12 protein-coding genes are annotated in these 17,424 nt (G+C 72.1%); 10 read left to right on the top strand and 2 right to left on the bottom strand.

All coding sequences use genetic code 11. The annotated features are described in order from the left end of the window. Positions 1 to 154 precede the first annotated feature (154 nt). The 5 genes from ABZS66_RS28660 to ABZS66_RS28640 are packed head-to-tail and all read left to right on the top strand — an operon-like array spanning position 155 to position 8,501. Positions 155 to 1,462 carry an extracellular solute-binding protein gene (locus ABZS66_RS28660; protein WP_354762922.1) on the top strand — a complete coding sequence of 436 codons (1,308 nt, stop codon included), beginning with the start codon at positions 155 to 157 and terminating at the stop codon, positions 1,460 to 1,462. After that, positions 1,459 to 2,340 carry a sugar ABC transporter permease gene (locus tag ABZS66_RS28655; protein WP_354762920.1) on the top strand — a complete coding sequence of 294 codons (882 nt, stop codon included), beginning with the start codon at positions 1,459 to 1,461 and terminating at the stop codon, positions 2,338 to 2,340. The genes ABZS66_RS28660 and ABZS66_RS28655 overlap by 4 nt, the downstream gene beginning before the upstream one ends. After that, positions 2,337 to 3,206 (top strand): carbohydrate ABC transporter permease, encoded by an 870-nt coding sequence (locus ABZS66_RS28650; protein ID WP_354762918.1) that lies wholly within the window; start codon positions 2,337 to 2,339, stop codon positions 3,204 to 3,206. The genes ABZS66_RS28655 and ABZS66_RS28650 overlap by 4 nt, the downstream gene beginning before the upstream one ends. 23 nt (positions 3,207 to 3,229) lie before the next feature. Beyond that, entirely contained in the window at positions 3,230 to 5,557 is a 2,328-nt protein-coding gene (gene yicI, locus ABZS66_RS28645; RefSeq protein ID WP_354762916.1) for an alpha-xylosidase, read from the top strand. 19 nt (positions 5,558 to 5,576) lie between these two features. Next, entirely contained in the window at positions 5,577 to 8,501 is a 2,925-nt protein-coding gene (locus tag ABZS66_RS28640) for a glycoside hydrolase family 3 C-terminal domain-containing protein (RefSeq protein ID WP_354762914.1), read from the top strand. Positions 8,502 to 8,528: 27 nt separating this feature from the next. On the opposite strand, the gene ABZS66_RS28635 is transcribed toward ABZS66_RS28640, so the two are convergent. Next, entirely contained in the window at positions 8,529 to 9,563 is a 1,035-nt protein-coding gene (locus ABZS66_RS28635) for a LacI family DNA-binding transcriptional regulator (protein ID WP_354762912.1), read from the bottom strand. A 23-nt stretch (positions 9,564 to 9,586) separates the two neighbouring features. Here ABZS66_RS28635 and ABZS66_RS28630 point away from each other — a divergent pair, with 23 nt between their 5' ends. Further along, a complete protein-coding gene (locus tag ABZS66_RS28630) occupies positions 9,587 to 10,360 on the top strand; it encodes a thioesterase family protein (RefSeq protein ID WP_354762910.1) in 774 nt (257 codons plus the stop codon). Between the two features lie 10 nt (positions 10,361 to 10,370). After that, positions 10,371 to 12,401 carry an NAD-dependent DNA ligase LigA gene (ligA, locus tag ABZS66_RS28625; RefSeq protein WP_354762908.1) on the top strand — a complete coding sequence of 677 codons (2,031 nt, stop codon included), beginning with the start codon at positions 10,371 to 10,373 and terminating at the stop codon, positions 12,399 to 12,401. A 408-nt stretch (positions 12,402 to 12,809) separates the two neighbouring features. On the opposite strand, the gene ABZS66_RS28620 is transcribed toward ligA, so the two are convergent. Continuing rightward, on the bottom strand, positions 12,810 to 13,292 hold the full coding sequence (locus ABZS66_RS28620; RefSeq protein WP_354762906.1) for a universal stress protein: 483 nt from the start codon (positions 13,290 to 13,292) through the stop codon (positions 12,810 to 12,812). Positions 13,293 to 13,503: 211 nt separating this feature from the next. On the opposite strand from ABZS66_RS28620, the gene ABZS66_RS28615 reads away from it, so the two are divergent. The 3 genes from ABZS66_RS28615 to ABZS66_RS28605 are packed head-to-tail and all read left to right on the top strand — an operon-like array spanning position 13,504 to position 17,291. After that, positions 13,504 to 14,826, top strand: a complete 1,323-nt coding sequence (locus ABZS66_RS28615) for a hypothetical protein (protein ID WP_354762904.1) — start codon at positions 13,504 to 13,506, stop codon at positions 14,824 to 14,826. Continuing rightward, complete coding sequence (locus ABZS66_RS28610) at positions 14,823 to 15,845, top strand: hypothetical protein (RefSeq protein ID WP_354762902.1); 1,023 nt, start codon at positions 14,823 to 14,825, stop codon at positions 15,843 to 15,845. Before ABZS66_RS28615 ends, ABZS66_RS28610 begins: the two co-directional genes overlap by 4 nt. Before the next feature lie 9 nt (positions 15,846 to 15,854). Continuing rightward, positions 15,855 to 17,291, top strand: coding sequence for a DNA polymerase ligase N-terminal domain-containing protein (locus ABZS66_RS28605; RefSeq protein WP_354762900.1), 1,437 nt, complete (start codon positions 15,855 to 15,857; stop codon positions 17,289 to 17,291). Positions 17,292 to 17,424: the final 133 nt, after the last annotated feature.

Raw genomic sequence — 17,424 nt, 5'->3', positions numbered from 1 at the left:
CATGCGGCGGCGTGGTTTCGTAGCTTCATTGTCGAAGCGCTTCGACAGCGTTCTGAACCAACCGGCGCCACCCCCGCCGGCGATACCGCCTGCTGGCGGAGTCAATGGCCGGCACACCCACATGCACACCCCAGCGAGCAGACACGGAGTAGACGTGTTCAGCAGCCTGCGCAGATCCGCCGCCGCCGCGGCGGCCGTCGTAGCCCTCGTGAGTCCCGCGCTCGTCGCGTGCGGCGGCGACGACGAGGCCGGCGGCGACGGCAAGACCCTCAAGCTGTGGCACTACGAGGGCGCGAACAGCGCCATGGGCGTCGCCTGGGCCAAGGCGATCGAGCAGTTCAAGGCCTCCCACCCCGGCGTCGAGGTCGTGTTCGAGGAGAAGGGCTTCGAGCAGATCCGGCAGAGCGCCAACATGATCCTCAACTCCAACGACGCGCCCGACGTCATGGAGTACAACAAGGGCAACGCGAGCGCCGGCCTGCTGTCGAAGCAGGGGCTGCTCACCGACATCAGCGCCGAGGCCGAGTCGCGCGGCTGGGCCAAGGCGCTCAGCCCGAGCCTGGCCACCACGGCCCGCTACGACGAGCGCGGCATCATGGGCGGCGGCAAGTGGTACGGCGTGCCCAACTACGGCGAGTTCGTCATGGCGTACTACAACAAGGACCTCTTCGCGAAGTACAACGTGCAGGTCCCGAAGACCCTTGCCGACCTCGAGACGGCGATGGCGACCTTCAAGCAGAACGGGGTCGCGCCGCTGTCCGTGGGCGGCGCGGAGTACCCGGCCCAGCAGATCTTCTACCTGCTCGCCCTGTCGAAGGCCGACCGCAAGTGGGTCGAGGACTTCCAGCTGTACAAGAACAAGATCGACTTCAAGGGGCCGGAGTTCACCTACGCCGCGAACACGTTCGCCGACTGGGTGAGCAAGGGCTACATCGACAAGAACTCGGCCGGCGTCAAGGCCGAGGACATGGGCCAGGCGTTCCTGTCCGGCAAGTTCCCGATCATGGTGTCCGGCTCCTGGTGGTACGGCCGGGTGGTCAAGGAGGCCACCTCGTTCCAGTGGGGCACGTTCCTGTTCCCGGGCAACAAGCTGCACCCGGGCTCCAGCGGCAACCTGTGGGTCGTACCGGCCAAGGCGAAGAACAAGCAGCTGGCGTACGACTTCATCGACATCACGATGAAGCCGGAGATCCAGAACCTGCTCGGCAACTCCGGCGGCATCCCGGTGGCGGCCGACGCCTCGGCGATCACCGACGCCAAGAGCAAGGAGCTGATCCAGAACTTCGACCAGGTGGTCAAGGACGACGGCATCGCGTTCTACCCCGACTGGCCGGCTCCCGGGTACTACGACGTGCTCGTCGCGGGCGTCCAGAAGCTCATCAACGGCTCGGCCAAGCCGGAGCAGGTGCTCGACGAGATCGCCAAGCCATACAACGACAACCGGGCGAACGTGGGCGGATGACACGCAAGGGGTACTGGCCGTTCCTGATCCCCGGTCTGCTGCTGTGCACGCTCGTCATCGCCGGTCCCGTGCTCGTCACGGTCGGCACGAGCTTCACGAAGTGGACCGGGGTCGGGGACCCCCAGTGGGCCGGGCTGGCCAACTACGACCGGCTGCTGCACGACGAGAACTTCTGGGCGTCGTTCCGCAACATCGCGTTCCTCGTCGTCGCCATGGCGGTGGTGCCGACCCTGCTCGGGCTGTTCCTGGCGGCGCTGCTGTTCGACTACGTCGCGCCGCGGCTCGGCCCGCGCGTCGCCCGGGCGCTGCGCTCCGGCCTGTACCTGCCGCAGGTGCTGCCGCTCGCGGTGACCGGCATCGTCTGGGGCTGGATCCTGCACCCCGGCTACGGCGCGCTGAACTCGACCCTCGACACGATCGGGCTCGGCTCGCTCAGCCGCAACTGGCTCGGCGACGAGCGGTACGCCCTCTACACCGTCATGGCCGTGATGGTCTGGGTGCAGCTCGGCTACCCGGTCGTCATGTTCATGTCCGGCCTCCAGCGGGTCGACCCGGAGCTCTACGAGGCGGCCGACCTCGACGGCGCCGGCTGGTGGCAGCGGTTCACCCGGATCGCGATCCACCAGATCCGGCCGGAGATCTACGTCGTGCTCATCACCACGACGATCGCCGCGCTCAAGATCTTCGGGCAGATCTTCGTGCTGACCCGGGGCGGCCCGGGCAACGCGACGCTCGTCCCGTCGTACTTCGCGTACCAGAACTACTTCGAGCGGGCCAACGTCGGCTACGGCTCGGCCATCTCGACCGTCCTCACGGTCGTGATCGTGGCGCTGACGTTCGTCTTCCTGCGCGTACAGCGGCGGGGTGATGCTCTGTGACCGCCATCGCTGTAGACCGGCCGGCGCCGAAGCAGTCGAGACCTCCGATCCGGCCCGGGCGCTGGATCGTGCTCGGCGTCCTCGTCGTGGTCGTGCTGCTCGTGCTCGCGCCGTTCCTGCTGGTCGTGCTCAACGCGGTCAAGTCGCCGGCGGAGTACAGCACCAACGGCCCGCTGGCGCTGCCCGACGGCCTGCACCTCAGCGGCGTCGCCGACTTCTGGCAGCGCGTCGACTTCAGCCGCAAGCTGCTCAACAGCGCGGTCATCAGCGGCACGGTCGCGGTGCTGGCCGTGGTGTTCTCGATGCTCAACGCCTATGCGCTCGGCATCGGGCGGGTCCGCGGGCGCAACTTCTTCCTGGCCGCGTTCCTCGTCGCCAACCTGGTGCCGCAGGAGAGCCTGGTCTACCCGCTGTACTACCTGGCGAAGCTCGTCGACCTGTACGACACCGAGTTCGCGGTGATCGTCATCTTCACCGCGATCCAGAGCGCGTTCGGCACGTTCCTGCTGTCGTCGGTGCTCGCGTCGTTCCCGACCGAGCTGCTCGACGCTGCGGCGATGGACGGCGCCGGGCGGCTGCGCACCCTGTGGAAGGTCGTCGTGCCGGTCAGCCGGCCCACGCTCGGCGTCCTGTTCACGTTCTTCTTCGTCTGGACCTGGAACGAGCTGTTCATCCCGCTCATCTTCCTGATCTCCAACGAGCACCAGACCGTGCCGGTCGCCCTGGGCGTGCTGCAGGGCGAACGCATGATGGACGCGACCACGACCAGCGCCTCGGCGCTGCTCGGCATCGCGCCCGCGGTCCTCTTCTTCCTCGTCTTCCAGCGGACCCTCACCCGCGGGGTCATGGCGGGGGCGGTCAAGTAAATGCGCAACCCGATGGAGCGTGCATGAAGTTCACCGACGGGTACTGGCAGCTGCGGCCCGGCGTCGAGGCCCTATACCCGGTTCACGTCCGCGACGTCGCCGTCAGTGCCGAGCGGCTGTCGGTCTACGCGCCGACGAAGCGGATCACCGACCGCGGCGACACCCTGAACACGCCGCTGTTCACCGTCGACTGCACCGCCCCGGCGCCCGACGTCGTGGCGGTCCGGATCAGCCGGCACACCGGCGGCCGGGCCCGCGGTCCGCGGTTCCGCATCGACGCCGACCCGGCAGCCGACCCGAAGGTGACCCGCGACGAGGAGTCGGTGACGTTCACCTCCGGCGCCCTCGGCGCGCGGTTCTCGCTCGGCGACCGGTTCCGGCTGGAGTTCGTCGCCGCCGGCAAGGTGCTCACGGCGAGCGTCCCGAAGGCCGCCGCGGCGCTGCACACCGCCGACGGCGAGTTCCTGCGCGAGCAGCTCAGCCTGGGCGTCGGCGAGACGATCTACGGCCTCGGCGAGCGGTTCGGCCCGTTCGTCAAGAACGGCCAGACCGTCGACGTGTGGAACGCCGACGGCGGCACCAGCAGCGAGCAGGCCTACAAGAACGTCCCGTTCTACGTCTCCAGCGCGGGCTACGGCGTCTTCGTCGCCGACCCCGGGCCGGTGTCGTTCGAGGTCGGCTCCGAGGCCGTGTCGCGGGTGCAGTTCTCGGTGCCCGGGCAGGTCCTGGAGTACCTCGTGATCTACGGCCCGACCCCGCGGGACGTGCTGCGCAAGTACACGGCGCTCACCGGCCGCCCGGCGCTGCCCCCGGCCTGGTCGTTCGGCCTGTGGCTGTCGACGTCGTTCACCACCCCGTACGACGAGGGCACGGTGACGTCGATGCTCGACGGCATGGCGGCGCGCGACCTGCCCGTGTCGGTGTTCCACTTCGACACGTTCTGGATGCGCGAGTTCCACTGGTGCGACTTCGAGTGGGACCCGGCGACGTTCCCCGACCCGGCCGGCATGCTGGCCCGCCTGAAGGCCCGCGGGCTGCGGATCTGCCTGTGGATCAACCCGTACATCGCGCAGCGCTCGGCCATGTTCGCCGAGGGCGCGGCGAAGGGGTACCTGGTCCGCACCCCGGGCGGCGACGTCTGGCAGTGGGACCGCTGGCAGGCCGGGATGGGCCTGGTCGACTTCACCAACCCGGACGCGAAGCGCTGGTTCCAGGACCGGCTGCGGGCGCTGCTCGACACGGGCGTCGACTGCTTCAAGTCCGACTTCGGCGAGCGGATCCCGGTCGAGGTCGAGTGGGCCGACGGCTCCGACCCGCTGCGGATGCACAACTACTACACCCACCTGTACAACGAGGCCGTCTTCGAGCTGCTGCAGGAGCACCGTGGCGAGGGCGACGCGGTCGTCTTCGCCCGCTCCGCGACCGCCGGCGGGCAGCAGTTCCCGGTGCACTGGGGCGGCGACTGCGAGTCGTCGTTCGAGTCGATGGCCGAGAGCCTGCGCGGCGGGCTGTCCCTCGCGCTGTCCGGCTTCGGGTTCTGGAGCCACGACATCGGCGGCTTCGAGGGCACCCCGGACCCGGTGGTGTTCACCCGCTGGGCCCAGTTCGGCCTGCTCTCCTCGCACAGCCGGCTGCACGGCGCCGGCTCGTACCGGGTGCCGTGGCTCTTCGGCGACGCCGCCGTCGCGACCGTCGCCGAGTACACCCGGCTCAAGGCGCGGCTCATGCCGTACCTCTTCGGCGCCGCCGTCACCGCCCACCGCGACGGGCTGCCGGTGATGCGGCCGATGGCCCTGGAGTTCCCCGACGACCCGTCCTGCGGGCACCTCGACCGCCAGTACATGCTGGGCGAGTCGATCCTCGTCGCGCCGGTCTTCAGCGCCGACGGCGACACCGCGTTCTACCTGCCCGGGGGGCGCTGGACCGACCTGCGCTCCGGCGAGGTGCTGGCCGGGCCGGGCTGGGTCCGCCGCCGGTACGCGCTCGGCGACCTGCCGGTGCTCGCCCGTCCCGGCTCGGTCGTCCCGTTCGGCGCGGTGGACGACCGCCCCGACTACCCATACGCCGACGGCGTGACCCTGCGCGTGTTCGAGCTGCCCGACGGCGCCCGCTGCACCGTCGACATCCCGACCGCCCAGGGCCGGCCCGATGCCACCTTCACGGTGCAGCGGACCGGCACGACCGTCGAGGTGCGCAGGAGTGGCGGGAGCACTCCGAGCGCCTGGCGGGTGCAGCTGGCCGGCGTCGTCGCGGTGGCGGCTGTCGGCGCCGGCCGGCTCACTCCGGACCCCGCCGGGGTCCTCATCGACGCGGAACCCGGCACCGAGCAAGTCACCGTGCACCTCCGCTGAACCCCGCAGGGAGGCAAGGATGGCTCCACCCGTGCTCGTCGCGGCCATCGTGCTGGCGCTCGCACCGCCGGCGGTGGTCGCGCCGCCGGCCTACGAGTACCCGTTCCAGAACCCGCGGCTGCCGTTGCAGGCCCGGGTCGACGACCTCGCCGGCCGGCTGACGCTCGACGAGAAGATCTCGCTGCTGCACCAGTACCAGCCGGCCATCCCACGGCTGGGCATCAGGCTCTTCAAGTCCGGCACCGAGGCCCTGCACGGCCTCGCCTGGTCCAACGACTACCACGACAACGGCAACGTCGTCACCGCCACCGCCACCCAGTTCCCGCAGGCCGTCGGGCTGGCCAGCAGCTGGGACCCGGGCCTCGTGCGCCGGGTCGGCTCCGCCGTCGGCGACGAGGCCCGCCAGTACCACCGCCAGAACCCCGACGTCTGGGGACTCAACGTCTGGGCGCCGGTGGTGAACCTGCTCCGCGACCCGCGCTGGGGGCGCAACGAGGAGGGCTACAGCGAGGACCCGCTGCTCACCGGCGAGCTCGCCGTCGCCTACGGCACCGGGTTACAGGGCGATGATCCGCGGTACCTCAAGACGGCTCCCACGCTCAAGCACTACCTCGCCTACAACAACGAGGTGCGCCGCGACACGACGTCGGCATTCGTGCCGCCGCGGGTGCTGCACGAGTACGACGAGGTGCCGTTCCGCATCCCGTTGCAGGCGAACGCGGCCACCGGCGTGATGCCGGGGTACAACCTGGTCAACGGACGGCCGAGCACCGTCTCGCCCGACCTCGACAGCATCCGGCAATGGACGGACCGGCCGCTGTTCAACCCCAGCGACGCGTTCGCGCCCGGTAACCTCACCGCCTCGCAGCAGTACTACGCCACCCAGGCCGAGGCGAACGCGGCCGCCGTCAAGGCCGGCATCAACAGCTTCACGCAGGACGGCACCAACGCGGCCGGTACCGTCGACGCCATCCACGCCGCGCTCGACCAGGGGCTGCTGACCGCCGCCGACATCGACGACGCCGTCAAGCAGAGCCTGTCGCTGCGCTTCCGGCTGGGCGAGTTCGACCCGGACGGCGGCCCGTACGCGGCCGTGACCGCCGATGCGGCGGCCAACGCCCGGCTGGCCCGGGAGGCGGCGGCGGAGTCGATGGTGCTGCTGAAGAACACCGGCGTCCTGCCGCTGCGGGCGCCGAAGACCGTCGCGGTCGTCGGGCCGCTCGCCGACACGCTCTACAGCGACTGGTACGGCGGGAACATGCCGTACCAGGTCACGCCACGGCAGGGGATCGCCGAGCGGCTCGGCACCTCGGGAACGGTGCGCTCCAGCGAGGGCGTCGACCGCATCGCGCTGCGCGAGACGTCCAGCGGCCGCTACGTGACGGGTGGCAGTGGCGCCTCCGGGGCCATGCTGGCGGCCAACGGTACCGCTGCCGACGCCACCGCACAGTTCGACGTCTTCGACTGGGGTGCGGGCGTCGTGACCCTGCGCAGCGTGGCCAACGGCAAGACGGTGGGCTACAACTGGTCCGGCTTCGCGAACGACCAGGCGCAGCCGAACGGGTGGTTCGTGCAGCAGCAGTTCAAGCTGGAGACCCGTGCGGACGGCGCCACCGTGCTGCGCTACGTGGGCTACGAGTCGGCGTTCGACTGGGCGCCCTCGTACCACAACCCGTACGTCGTGGTGCAGGCCGACGGCACGCTGAACCTCGGCGCGGCCACTGCCGCCGAGGCGACCGCCTTCACCCGCTCCGTCGTTCGTAGCGGGGTCGGCGATGCGGTCGCGGCGGCCACCGGGGCCGACGCGGCGGTCGTCGTCGTGGGCAGCATGCCCTTCATCAACGGCCGCGAGGACCACGACCGCACCGACCTGTCGCTCGCCGAGGGGCAGGCGGCGCTGGTCCGCGCGGTACGGCAGGCCAACCCGAACACCGTCGTGGTCGTCGAGAACAGCTACCCGACGGCGCTGAACTGGGAGCAGGCCAACGTGCCGGCGCTGCTGTGGACCAGCCACGCCGGGCAGGAGACCGGGCATGCGCTGGCGGACGTGCTGTTCGGCGACGTCAACCCGTCCGGGCGGCTGACGCAGACGTGGTACCGGTCGGCCGCGGACCTGCCGTCGATCACCGACTACGACATCATCGGGTCGGACCGGACCTACCAGTACTTCACCGGGCAGCCGCTGTACCCGATCGGGTACGGGTTGTCGTACACCACGTTCCACTATGGACGGCTGTCGGTCGGCCGCTCGACCGTCTCGGTGGACGTCACCAACACCGGGGCGCGGGCCGGTGACGAGGTGGTGCAGCTCTACACCCACCAGCGCACCTCGCGCGTCGAGCAGCCGCTCAAGCAGCTGCGCGGGTTCCAGAAGGTACACCTGGCGCCCGGGCAGACCCGTCGGGTCACGTTCTCCGTCGACCCTTCCGACTTCCGGTTCTGGGACGTCACGCGGGACCGCTGGGTGGTCGAGGACGCGACGCACGACATCCTGGTCGGCGCCTCGTCGTCCGACATCCGTGCTCGTGGAACGCTGCGCGTGCGGGGTGAGACGATCCCGCCGCGCGACCTGCGTTCGACGACCTCGGCGCAGAACTTCGACTCGTACAGCGGGATCACGCTCGTCGACTTCTCGAAGGCGGCAGGCACGTCCGTCGGGGCCTCGGCCGGCGGGCAGTGGGTCCGCTACGCCGATACTGACCTGCGCGGCGGTCCCGCTTCGTTCTCGGGCCGCTTCGCCAACCCCGGCGCGGCGACGACGGTACAGGTCCGGCTGGACAACCCTCGAACCGGACCCGTGCTGGCCACGTTGACGGTGCCCTCCACCGGCGACCCGTACGCGTACACGACCGTCACCGGCGCGCTGGCCCGCGCCACCGGGCGGCACGACGTGTATCTGGTCTTCGGCGGGCCCGTGCGGCTGGCCACCTTCGCGTTGCGCTAAGGGACCGACGTTCGGCGCGTCGGTCTCTCAGCGGCGCCGCCGGGACCCGGTTGTGGGACGGGCCCCGGCGGCGCTGTCGCGCTCCGTCAGCGTCGGGGCCAGCAGGGTCGCCTCCGGGACCGCGGTGCCGTCGAGCTTGGCGACCACCAGCTCGACCGCGCGGCGGCCCAGCTCCTCGGCCGGGATGCTCACCGACGTCACCCGCGGCTTGACCCGCTCGGCCACGTCGTCGGGGCAGATCGCCACCACCGACACGTCGCCGGGCACCTTCCGGCCCACCGCCGCGAAGGCCTCCAGCAGCGGGGCCACCGTCTCCTCGTTGTGCACCACCACGCCGGTCAGGTCGGGGTGCCGGTCGAGCAGGCTCTTCACGGTCTCCAGGGCGGCGGCCGGGGTCGGCTCGCAGGGCACCGTCGCGCCCCGCAGGCCGCGCCGCAGCAGCGCCTCGGTGAACCCGGCGGCGGTCCGGCTGGCGAAGCCCAGCTCCCGCTCATACACCTCCGGCGGCGAACCCACCAGGGCCACGCAGTCGTGGCCGAGGTCGGCGAGGTGGTCGACGCACGCCGCGCCGGCCGCCGCGAAGTCGAGGTCGATGCAGGTCAGCCCGGACGCGTCGGCCGGGAACCCGATGAGCACCGACGGGCGGCCCAGGGTGCGCAGCCGGGGCAGGCGCCGGTCGTGCAGCTCGACGTCCATGACGATGAGCGCGTCGGCGAGGGAGCTCGCGGCGACCCGCTCCAGGCCCTTCTCGCCCTCGTCCTGGGTCAGCAGCAGCACGTCGTGGTCGAACCGGCGGGCGGCCGTCACGACGGAGATGACGAACTGCATGAGGACCGGGACATACAGGCCCGTGTAGAGCGGCATGATGAGCGCGACGACGTTGGAGCGGTTGCTGGCCAGGGCCCGCGCACCGGCGTGCGGGTGGTAGCCGAGGACCTCGATGGCGGCGAGCACCCGCTGGCGGGTCTCCTCGGAGATGGTCCGCTTGCCGCTCAGGACATACGACACGGTGCTCGGGGAGACTCCCGCCTGTCGTGCCACATCACCGATCGTCGTCGCCATGCCCGCCACTCTAGAATCCGGCCGTGGCTTTCTATGAGCAGGTCGCCGCGGACCGGTTCGAGTCTACCGAGTACACGCGCGGCCCGTGGGACGCAGCGTCCCAGCATGCGGGCCCGCCGGCGGCGCTGCTCGGCCGGGCCGTCGAGGAGGCCGCGCCGCCTGGCCTGCGGGTCGTCCGGATGACGTACGAGATCGCGCGGCCGGTGCCGGTCGCGCCGCTGACCGTGACGACGTCCGTGGTGCGGTCGGGGCGCAGCGTGACGGTGCTGTCGGCGGCCGTGGAACCTTTCATGCGGTGCACGGCGGTGCTGATGCGGACCGCGCCTTCCGTCGCGCCCTCGATCGGTGCTCCCGGGCCCTCGTTCGAGGGGGCTCTTGAGCAGCCGTTCTTCGACGTGCCGTATGACATCGGATACCACCGGGCGATGGAGGTGCGGTTCTCCTCGGGGTCGTTCCTGGCGCTCGGTCCGTCGACGGCCTGGTTCCGCATGCGGGTGCCGCTGGTGGCGGGGGAGTCGCCCTCGCCGTTGGTGCGCGTCCTGGTGGCGGCGGACTCGGGCAACGGGATCTCCAACGTGCTGGACTTCTCGCGGTTCCTCTTCGTGAACGCCGACCTGACCGTGCACCTGGCGCGGCATCCCGACGGCGAGTGGGTCTGCCTGGAGTCCGCGACGTCGATCTCGCCGGACGGCATCGGCCTGGCAGATACCGCGTTGTCTGATTTGTCCGGACGAATCGGGCGTTCGGCGCAAAGTCTCTTCGTGGCGCCGCGGAAAACTGTCGTACCTGGTGGCTAGGCTGCGGGGCATGTTCGGATCGGTGGAGGAGTACCGCGCGGCCGTCTCGGAGATCCGGGCCGCCGCGGCGTTGTATTACGGCGGCGCCGAGCTCGCCATGGACGACGCGGTCTATGACGCGCTGATGGCCCGCGTGGCCGCCACCGAGGCCGAGCACCCCGAGTGGAAGGTCGACGAGTCGCCGACCGAGGTCGTCGCGGCCGGCGGCGGGGTCGTCGGCGACGTCGTCCACAGCACGCCGATGCTGAGCCTCGACAACGTCTTCGACGAGGAGACCCTGGCCCGCTGGGCGGCCCGGCTCGACCGGCTGCTCGGCCGCCCCGCCGCCGGCTACACGGTGGAGCCGAAGATCGACGGCCTGGCCATCGCAGCGCGCTATGTCGAGGGCCGCCTCGTCCAGGTCGCCACCCGCGGCGACGGCCGCGCCGGCGAGGACGTCACCGCCCAGGCCCGCCGGGCCGTCGGCCTGCCCGAGCGGCTGGCCGAGCCGGTGACGCTGGAGATCCGCGGCGAGGTCTTCATGACCGACACCGACTTCGAGGTCGCCAACGGCATGCGCATCGCGTCCGGCGAGCCCGCCTTCGCCCACCCGCGCAGCGCCGCCGCCGGCACGCTGCGCGCCCAGGACCGCACCTATGACGCGCCGCTGTCCTTCCTGGCCTACGCCGTCCACGGCCGCGGCGAGGACGCCCACTCGGCCGAGATGGCCGAGATCGCCCGCCTCGGCGTCGCCACCACCGCCGGCTCGCCCACCGGCATGCCCGTGTGCGCCACTGTCGACGAGGTCCTCGCCGCCGTACAGGCCCTCAACGCCGCCCGCGGCACCCTGGGCTTCGGCATCGACGGCGCCGTGATCAAGGCCGACCAGCCCGCCGACCGCGCCGCCGCCGGCTTCTCCAGCCGCGCACCGCGCTGGGGCATCGCCTACAAGTTCCCCGCCGACACCCGCACCACCAGGCTGCTGCGCATCGAGGTCCAGATCGGCCGCACCGGCGTCATCACCCCGGTCGCCGTGCTCGAGCCGGTCCAGATCAGCGGCGTCATCGTCACGTCGGCCACTCTGCACAACTTCGACGACCTGGTCCGCCGCAACGTCCGCCCGGGCGACACGGTCTTCGTCCGCCGCGCCGGCGACGTCATCCCCGAGGTCACGGGCGCCAAGCTCGACGAGCGCCCGGCCGACTCGGTCCCGTTCGAGCCCCCGTCGGTGTGCCCCCGCTGCGCCGGCGAGATCGACCGCACCCAGAAGCGCTGGCGCTGCACCCGCGGCCGCGCCTGCGGCGCCCACGAGTCGCTGGCGTATTACGCCGCCCGCCACTCGATGGACATCGAGGGCCTGGGCGGCAAGGTTCTCGACCTGCTGGTCACGGCCGGCCATGTGACCGACCCGGCCGACCTGTACGACCTGGACGTCCCCACGGTCGCGGCGCTGGAGCGGATGGGCGAGCTCTCCGCCACGAAGCTGGTGGCCGCCATCCAGTCTTCCAGGCAGCAGCCGCTGTCGCGCGTCCTGACGGGCCTGGGCGTGCGCATGACGGGCCGCTCGATGTCCCGCCGCCTGGCCCGCCACTTCGGCACGATGGACGCCCTGCTGGCCGCCACGGTCGACGACCTCCAACACGTCGAGGGCGTGGGCCCCGAGCGCGCCGTGATGATCGCCGCCGAGCTGGTCGAGATCGCCCCGCTGATCGCCCGCCTGTCGGCGCGGGGCGTCAACCTGATCGAGCCCGCCGACCAGTCCCCGCCGCCGTCGGCCGCGGCGGAGCCGGGCGCCGCCCGCCTGCCGCTCCAGAAGGAGGACGGCACCCCGATGACGGTGGTGGTGACGGGCGCGGTCCCCGGCCTGACCCGCGACGAGGGCAACGAGGCCGTGGAGCGCCTGGGCGGCCGGGCGGCCGGCTCGGTCTCGAAGCGCACCGACCTGGTCGTGGTGGGCGAGGGCGCCGGCTCGAAGGCCCAGAAGGCGGCGGAGCTGGGCATCCAGATCATGCCCGCGGCCGACTTCGCCGCCCTGCTCGCCCCGACCCCGACCCCGGCGTAACGGCAACCGCCCCGAACCCCGGCCCCACCACCCGTGCGCCCGGCGAGCGATTTCCCGGGCCGGTCGCGCACCGATCCGGCACAACCGACTCACGCGGCCGGGCCGGGCTGGGGGTGTCCCGCGGCTGTAACGCGAACCAAGCCCGGCACAACCGACCGACCCGCCGCCCAGCCGAGTGCCCGGCCCGTCGGCATGCTCCGCGGCGTTCGCCGCCTCACGGATCGACGGCGAACGCCGGTCCACCCGCATGCCGTTCATGATCCATGGAGAGTTCTGGTTGCCATGACAGCCGTAACTCGCCATCGATCATGGTGGTCCCCGCCGTTGCCCCGGGTAGCAGTGCAGGTCGCGAGTGAAATGTCGGAAATGTCGCCCGAAGCGACCCGAGTGCGGGTGGCGGCGTCTTGGCTAGGTTGGGGGTGGGCCGACTACCAGGACCGGGCGGGTGGACTTGTGGATCAGTCTGCTTGAGGTGCTGCCCAGCAGTGCCTCGGTCAGGCGGCGGTGGCCGTGGCGGCCCACCACCAGACCGCGGGCGCTCTGCTCGTCGGCCACCCGTAGCAGGGTGTCGGCCACCGTCAGGTCGTCCGCCACGGCCAGGCCCTGCGCCGACGCGTAGCCCGACTCCCGGGCGAGCTGGGCGCCGCGTTGGGCCGTCTCCTGCATCGCCTGGCGGAGGCGCAGCTCCGCCTCCGTTGCCGCGCGGAAGTCGACCGCGGTCGGGGGGATGTCGAAGCCCATGATCGGGAGCGTGGCCGCCTCGTACGCCCGGCCCGGTTCCCACACCGTCACCACCACGGCCGGGTGGGCGGACAGCAGGGCGGCCGACTCGCGGATGGCGCGTTCGGCCGGCTCGGAGCCGTCGTAGCCGATGATGACCGGCAGCACCATCCCAGACTGACCAGCGGCGGCGGAAACCGCGTCGCCCGCGGAAGGTGGGCGGTCTACGCTGAGGCGCCGGCCGCGGGACTTCTGTGCGACTTCCGGACCCGCCTCTGAAGCGATGCTTCGCAGTTCGTGCGGCACACTCCCCGGCCGGCCCTGAGGACGAGAGGACAGCGCGGTGGAGGCGGCGGAGCGGGTTGCCTGCGAGGACCTTGTCATGTTCGTCAACGCGGCCGTGGCGGCCACGTCGCAGCGGGAGTTCCGCACTGGCGGCGACGCGCAGCGGATGTCGCTCGACTTCCTCCACGAATACGTCCGCACGAACTACCGGGGTCTCTACGCCGCCACCCTCGCCCTCGACATCAACGACCACAACGCCGCGCGGATCATCGAGGGGCTGCTGACGACCGCCGCCGCGGATCGGGTCGAGGGGCGGCTCATCGCGCGGCGGCTGCAGCGGTTGCCGCCGCAGCGGGTGTACCGGCTGATCCTCCAGCTGCGCGCCAAGCGCGTGAACAACCGCCGCACGCGGGCCGTCGTGCGTGACTGGGTCGCCGCGCGGCCCGATCTCGCGTTCGACGCGGTGAAGTACCGGCGCGGGCTGGCCGCCGCGGCCGGGCATGCGCACCTGCGGCTGCCGGACGAGGTCGGGGCCGTGCTGTACGACTGGCGCAGCGTCCAGCGGTACCGCACGCCGATCCTCGAGGCGTGGCGCAAGGCGCACTACGACCAGCGGGCCGTGTACGAGCTGCCGTACACCGTCGCCGAAGGGTTCGCGGCCAAGCATGGCATCGACCGGCAGCGGTTCCTCGCCGGGATCAGGGCGAAGCTGACCGCACGCGAGCGGATGCGGCTGGACGCCGACCTCGGCGCGGCGACGCTCACCCGGCTCGCGTCGTACGTGCTGTCGCTCGGGCACGACGAGCGGCGCCGGCGGCGGGACGAGCTCACCGAGGCCCTGCGGCAGCAGGCGCGGCGGGCCGCCGGGGCGCAGGCCGGCACCTGGGGGAGCGTCGTGGGCGTGCTCGACGACAGCTACTCGTCCAGCGGGTCGGCCGTCAAGCGGCAGCGGCCCCTCGGGGTCGCGCTCGGGACGCACTACCTGCTGGAGGCGCTCTCCCCGCAGTACAACTCCTGCTGGATCAACCACCGCGGAGATCCGCTCCTGGTCCGGGCGGCCGGGCCGACGCGGCTCGGGGAGCGGATCCTCGACGGGCTCGCCATGCGCCCGGACCGGCTCGTCATCGTCTCCGACGGGTGGGACAACGCGCCGCCCGGGCTCGCCGCCGAGGTGCTGCGGGTGTGGCGGGAGCGGCTCGACCGGGACGGCGGCACGGAGGTGGTGCACCTGAACCCGGTGTACGACAGCGAGACCTTCGACGTGCGGCGGCTCGCGCCCGAGGTTCCCACGGTCGGGGTGCGCGACGCGGAGGACGCGGCGGCGCTCGTCGAGCTGGCCCGGTTCGGCGCCGGCACGGCGTCGCTCGGCGACCTGCGCGCGCACCTGGCCGCCCGCGTAGAAAGGTTCCTGCAGCGATGAACGGCGTGCTGACCGGGCTCACCCCGGCGCCGGCCCAAGTGTGGGGCGCGGTCCGGCTGGTGCCGCTGCTGCGCGACCAGCCGGTGCCGGGGCTGCGGCTGCACCGCGAGCTGTCCGAAGTGGACTGCGAGTGCCAGTACCTGCCGCACGCGTTCGTGCTGTCGACGACGGCGGCCTACGGCACGCAGCTCGGCGGCGGGCCGCCGACCGGCATGGAGGTGCGCTCGCGCCGCCGCCGGCCGCGGTTCCTGCCGCTGCCGGTGGCCGCCGAGGGGTACCTGACGCTGCAGTCGGGCCGGCCGCCGATCGCCTGGCGCGAGTGGACCAACGCGACCGTCGGCCGCGGCCTCAGCCCACGGGCGGACGCCGCCTACAAGGGCACCGAGATCGCCGGGCTCGACGACGCGCTGCGCGTCTTCGAGCTGCACCCGCGGCAGTGCGGCGTCGCGCTGTACCTGGCCGACGCGCTGGCCGGGGTGTTCGTCACGCCGCACCCCGACGACTACCGCCTGCTGCACCCGACGCTGCTGCAGGACATGTACGGCGAGCCGCTGTTCCAGTACGCCCACCTGTTCCCACCGGTGCAGGACTTCACGCCGCGGCTGGAGGCGTCCAAGGTGTCCACTGTGGACGACCTGCGGAGCGAGGTGGCGCGCGCCCGCGACGAGTGGGGCCGGTTCCACGACCTGATGGCCGGCGGTCTCCTGCAGAGCCGCGTGGTGCCGCACCGGGTGCGGGCCCTCGGCCCGTACACGCTCGCGCGCCTCGTCCCGCCCTATGCGCTCGACGTCGACAACCACGTCGGCGAGGCGATCACCGACGCCGAGGGCCGCATCGCGTACCTCACGACGCTGCGCCTCTCCGCCGCCCAGACCCGCCGCGGCCACCTGCTGTCGACGCTGTACGCCCACGACTGGAACCTCGACGAGACGGCGGCCGCCCTGGGCACCGACCGGGCGGGGGTGGCCCAGCGCCTGGAGCGGGCCGGCTTCGCCCACCTGCTGCGTCCGGGGAGCTAACCTGCAAGGATGCGGTTCGTCGTGCAGCGGCATCGGGCGCGGCGGCCCCACTACGACTTCCGGCTCGAGGTCGGCGGGGTGCTCGTCAGCTGGGCCGTGCCCAAGGGCCCCTCGCTCGACCCGGCGGTGCGGCGGGCCGCGTTCCACGTCGAGGATCACCCGATGGAGTACGTCGACTTCGAGGGGGTGATCCCGGGCGGGACGTACGGGGCCGGTGACGTCATCGTCTGGGACGCGGGGGACTGGGTGGCGTACAAGGACGCCGACCCGGCCGCGGCGATCGCCGGCGGCGAGCTGCACATCGAGCTGCACGGGCAGAAGCTGCGCGGGAAGTTCGTCATCGTGCGCACCCGCAACGACGAGTGGCTGCTCATGCACAAGCGCGACGAGCACGCGGTCACCGGCTGGGACCCCGACGAGCACCCGCGCTCGGTGCTGAGCGGCCGCACGAACGACGAGGTCGCCGCCGACCCGGACCGGGAGTGGCACTCCGACCGGCCGGCCGACCGGGCCGCCGTCGCGCTGAAGGTGAGCGAGCCGGAGCTCGACGCGCTCGACCGGCTCGGGGCCGGTGGCACGTGGGAGATCTTCGGGCGGCGCCTCAGGGTCACCAACCTCGACAAGCCGCTGTTCCCCGGCGATCCGCCGGTCACCAAGCGGGAGCTGCTGCGCTACGCGGCCTGGATCGCGCCGACGCTGCGACCCTACCTGGCCGGCCGGGCGCTCAACCTGCACCGGTTCCCGAACGGGGCCGAGACGAAGGGGTTCTGGCAGAAGGACCTGCCGTCGCACGCGCCGGCCTGGCTTCCGCGGTGGGAGTACGACGGGACGACGTACCTCGTCGGCGACGAACCGGCGGCGCTGGTGTGGGCCGCGAACTTCGGCGGCCTGGAGTGGCACCCGTGGACGTCCACGGTGGACGATCCGCAGCGCCCGGGGTACGCGCTGATCGACCTCGACCCCGGCGAGCAGACGCCGTGGGAGGACGTGCTGGTCCTGGCGCGGCTGCACCGCACCGCGTTCGAGCACCTGGGCGTCGCCGCCTACCCGAAGGTGACCGGCCGGCGCGGCATCCAGATCTGGGTGCCGATCGCCCGCGGCCCCGACTTCGACGCCACCCGCGCGTGGGTGGCCGAGCTGTCGAAGATGGTGGGTGCGGTGGTACCGGACCTTGTCAGCTGGAAGTGGGAGCGCGCCGACCGCGCGGGGCGGGCGCGGCTGGACTACACGCAGAACGCGATCAACAAGACGCTCGTCGCGCCGTACAGCCCGCGCCCGGCCGCCGATGCGCCCGTTTCGGCGCCGATCGCGTGGGACGAGCTCGACGACCCGGCGCTGCGCCCCGACGGCTTCACCATCCGGACGCTTCCCGCCCGGTTGACCGAGCGCGGCGACCTCTTCGCGGGCGTTCTCGAGCACTCACAAAGGCTGCCGAAGCTGCGGTAGCCATCGAAGCGGTACGATGCATTCGGGAGCCGCACCACCACGCGCAACCAGCCAGATGCTGGGGCCGCGTGACCGGCGTGTGCGCTCCGGCGACCGGGGCGCCGCGCCTTCCGTGCACCCCGATCAGTGGAGC

It is taken from the genome of Dactylosporangium sp. NPDC005572 (assembly GCF_040605515.1).
Taxonomy (GTDB): domain Bacteria; phylum Actinomycetota; class Actinomycetes; order Mycobacteriales; family Micromonosporaceae; genus Dactylosporangium.
Note: the sequence above shows the minus strand (reverse complement) of the source record. Positions and strands in the feature narration are given on the sequence as shown.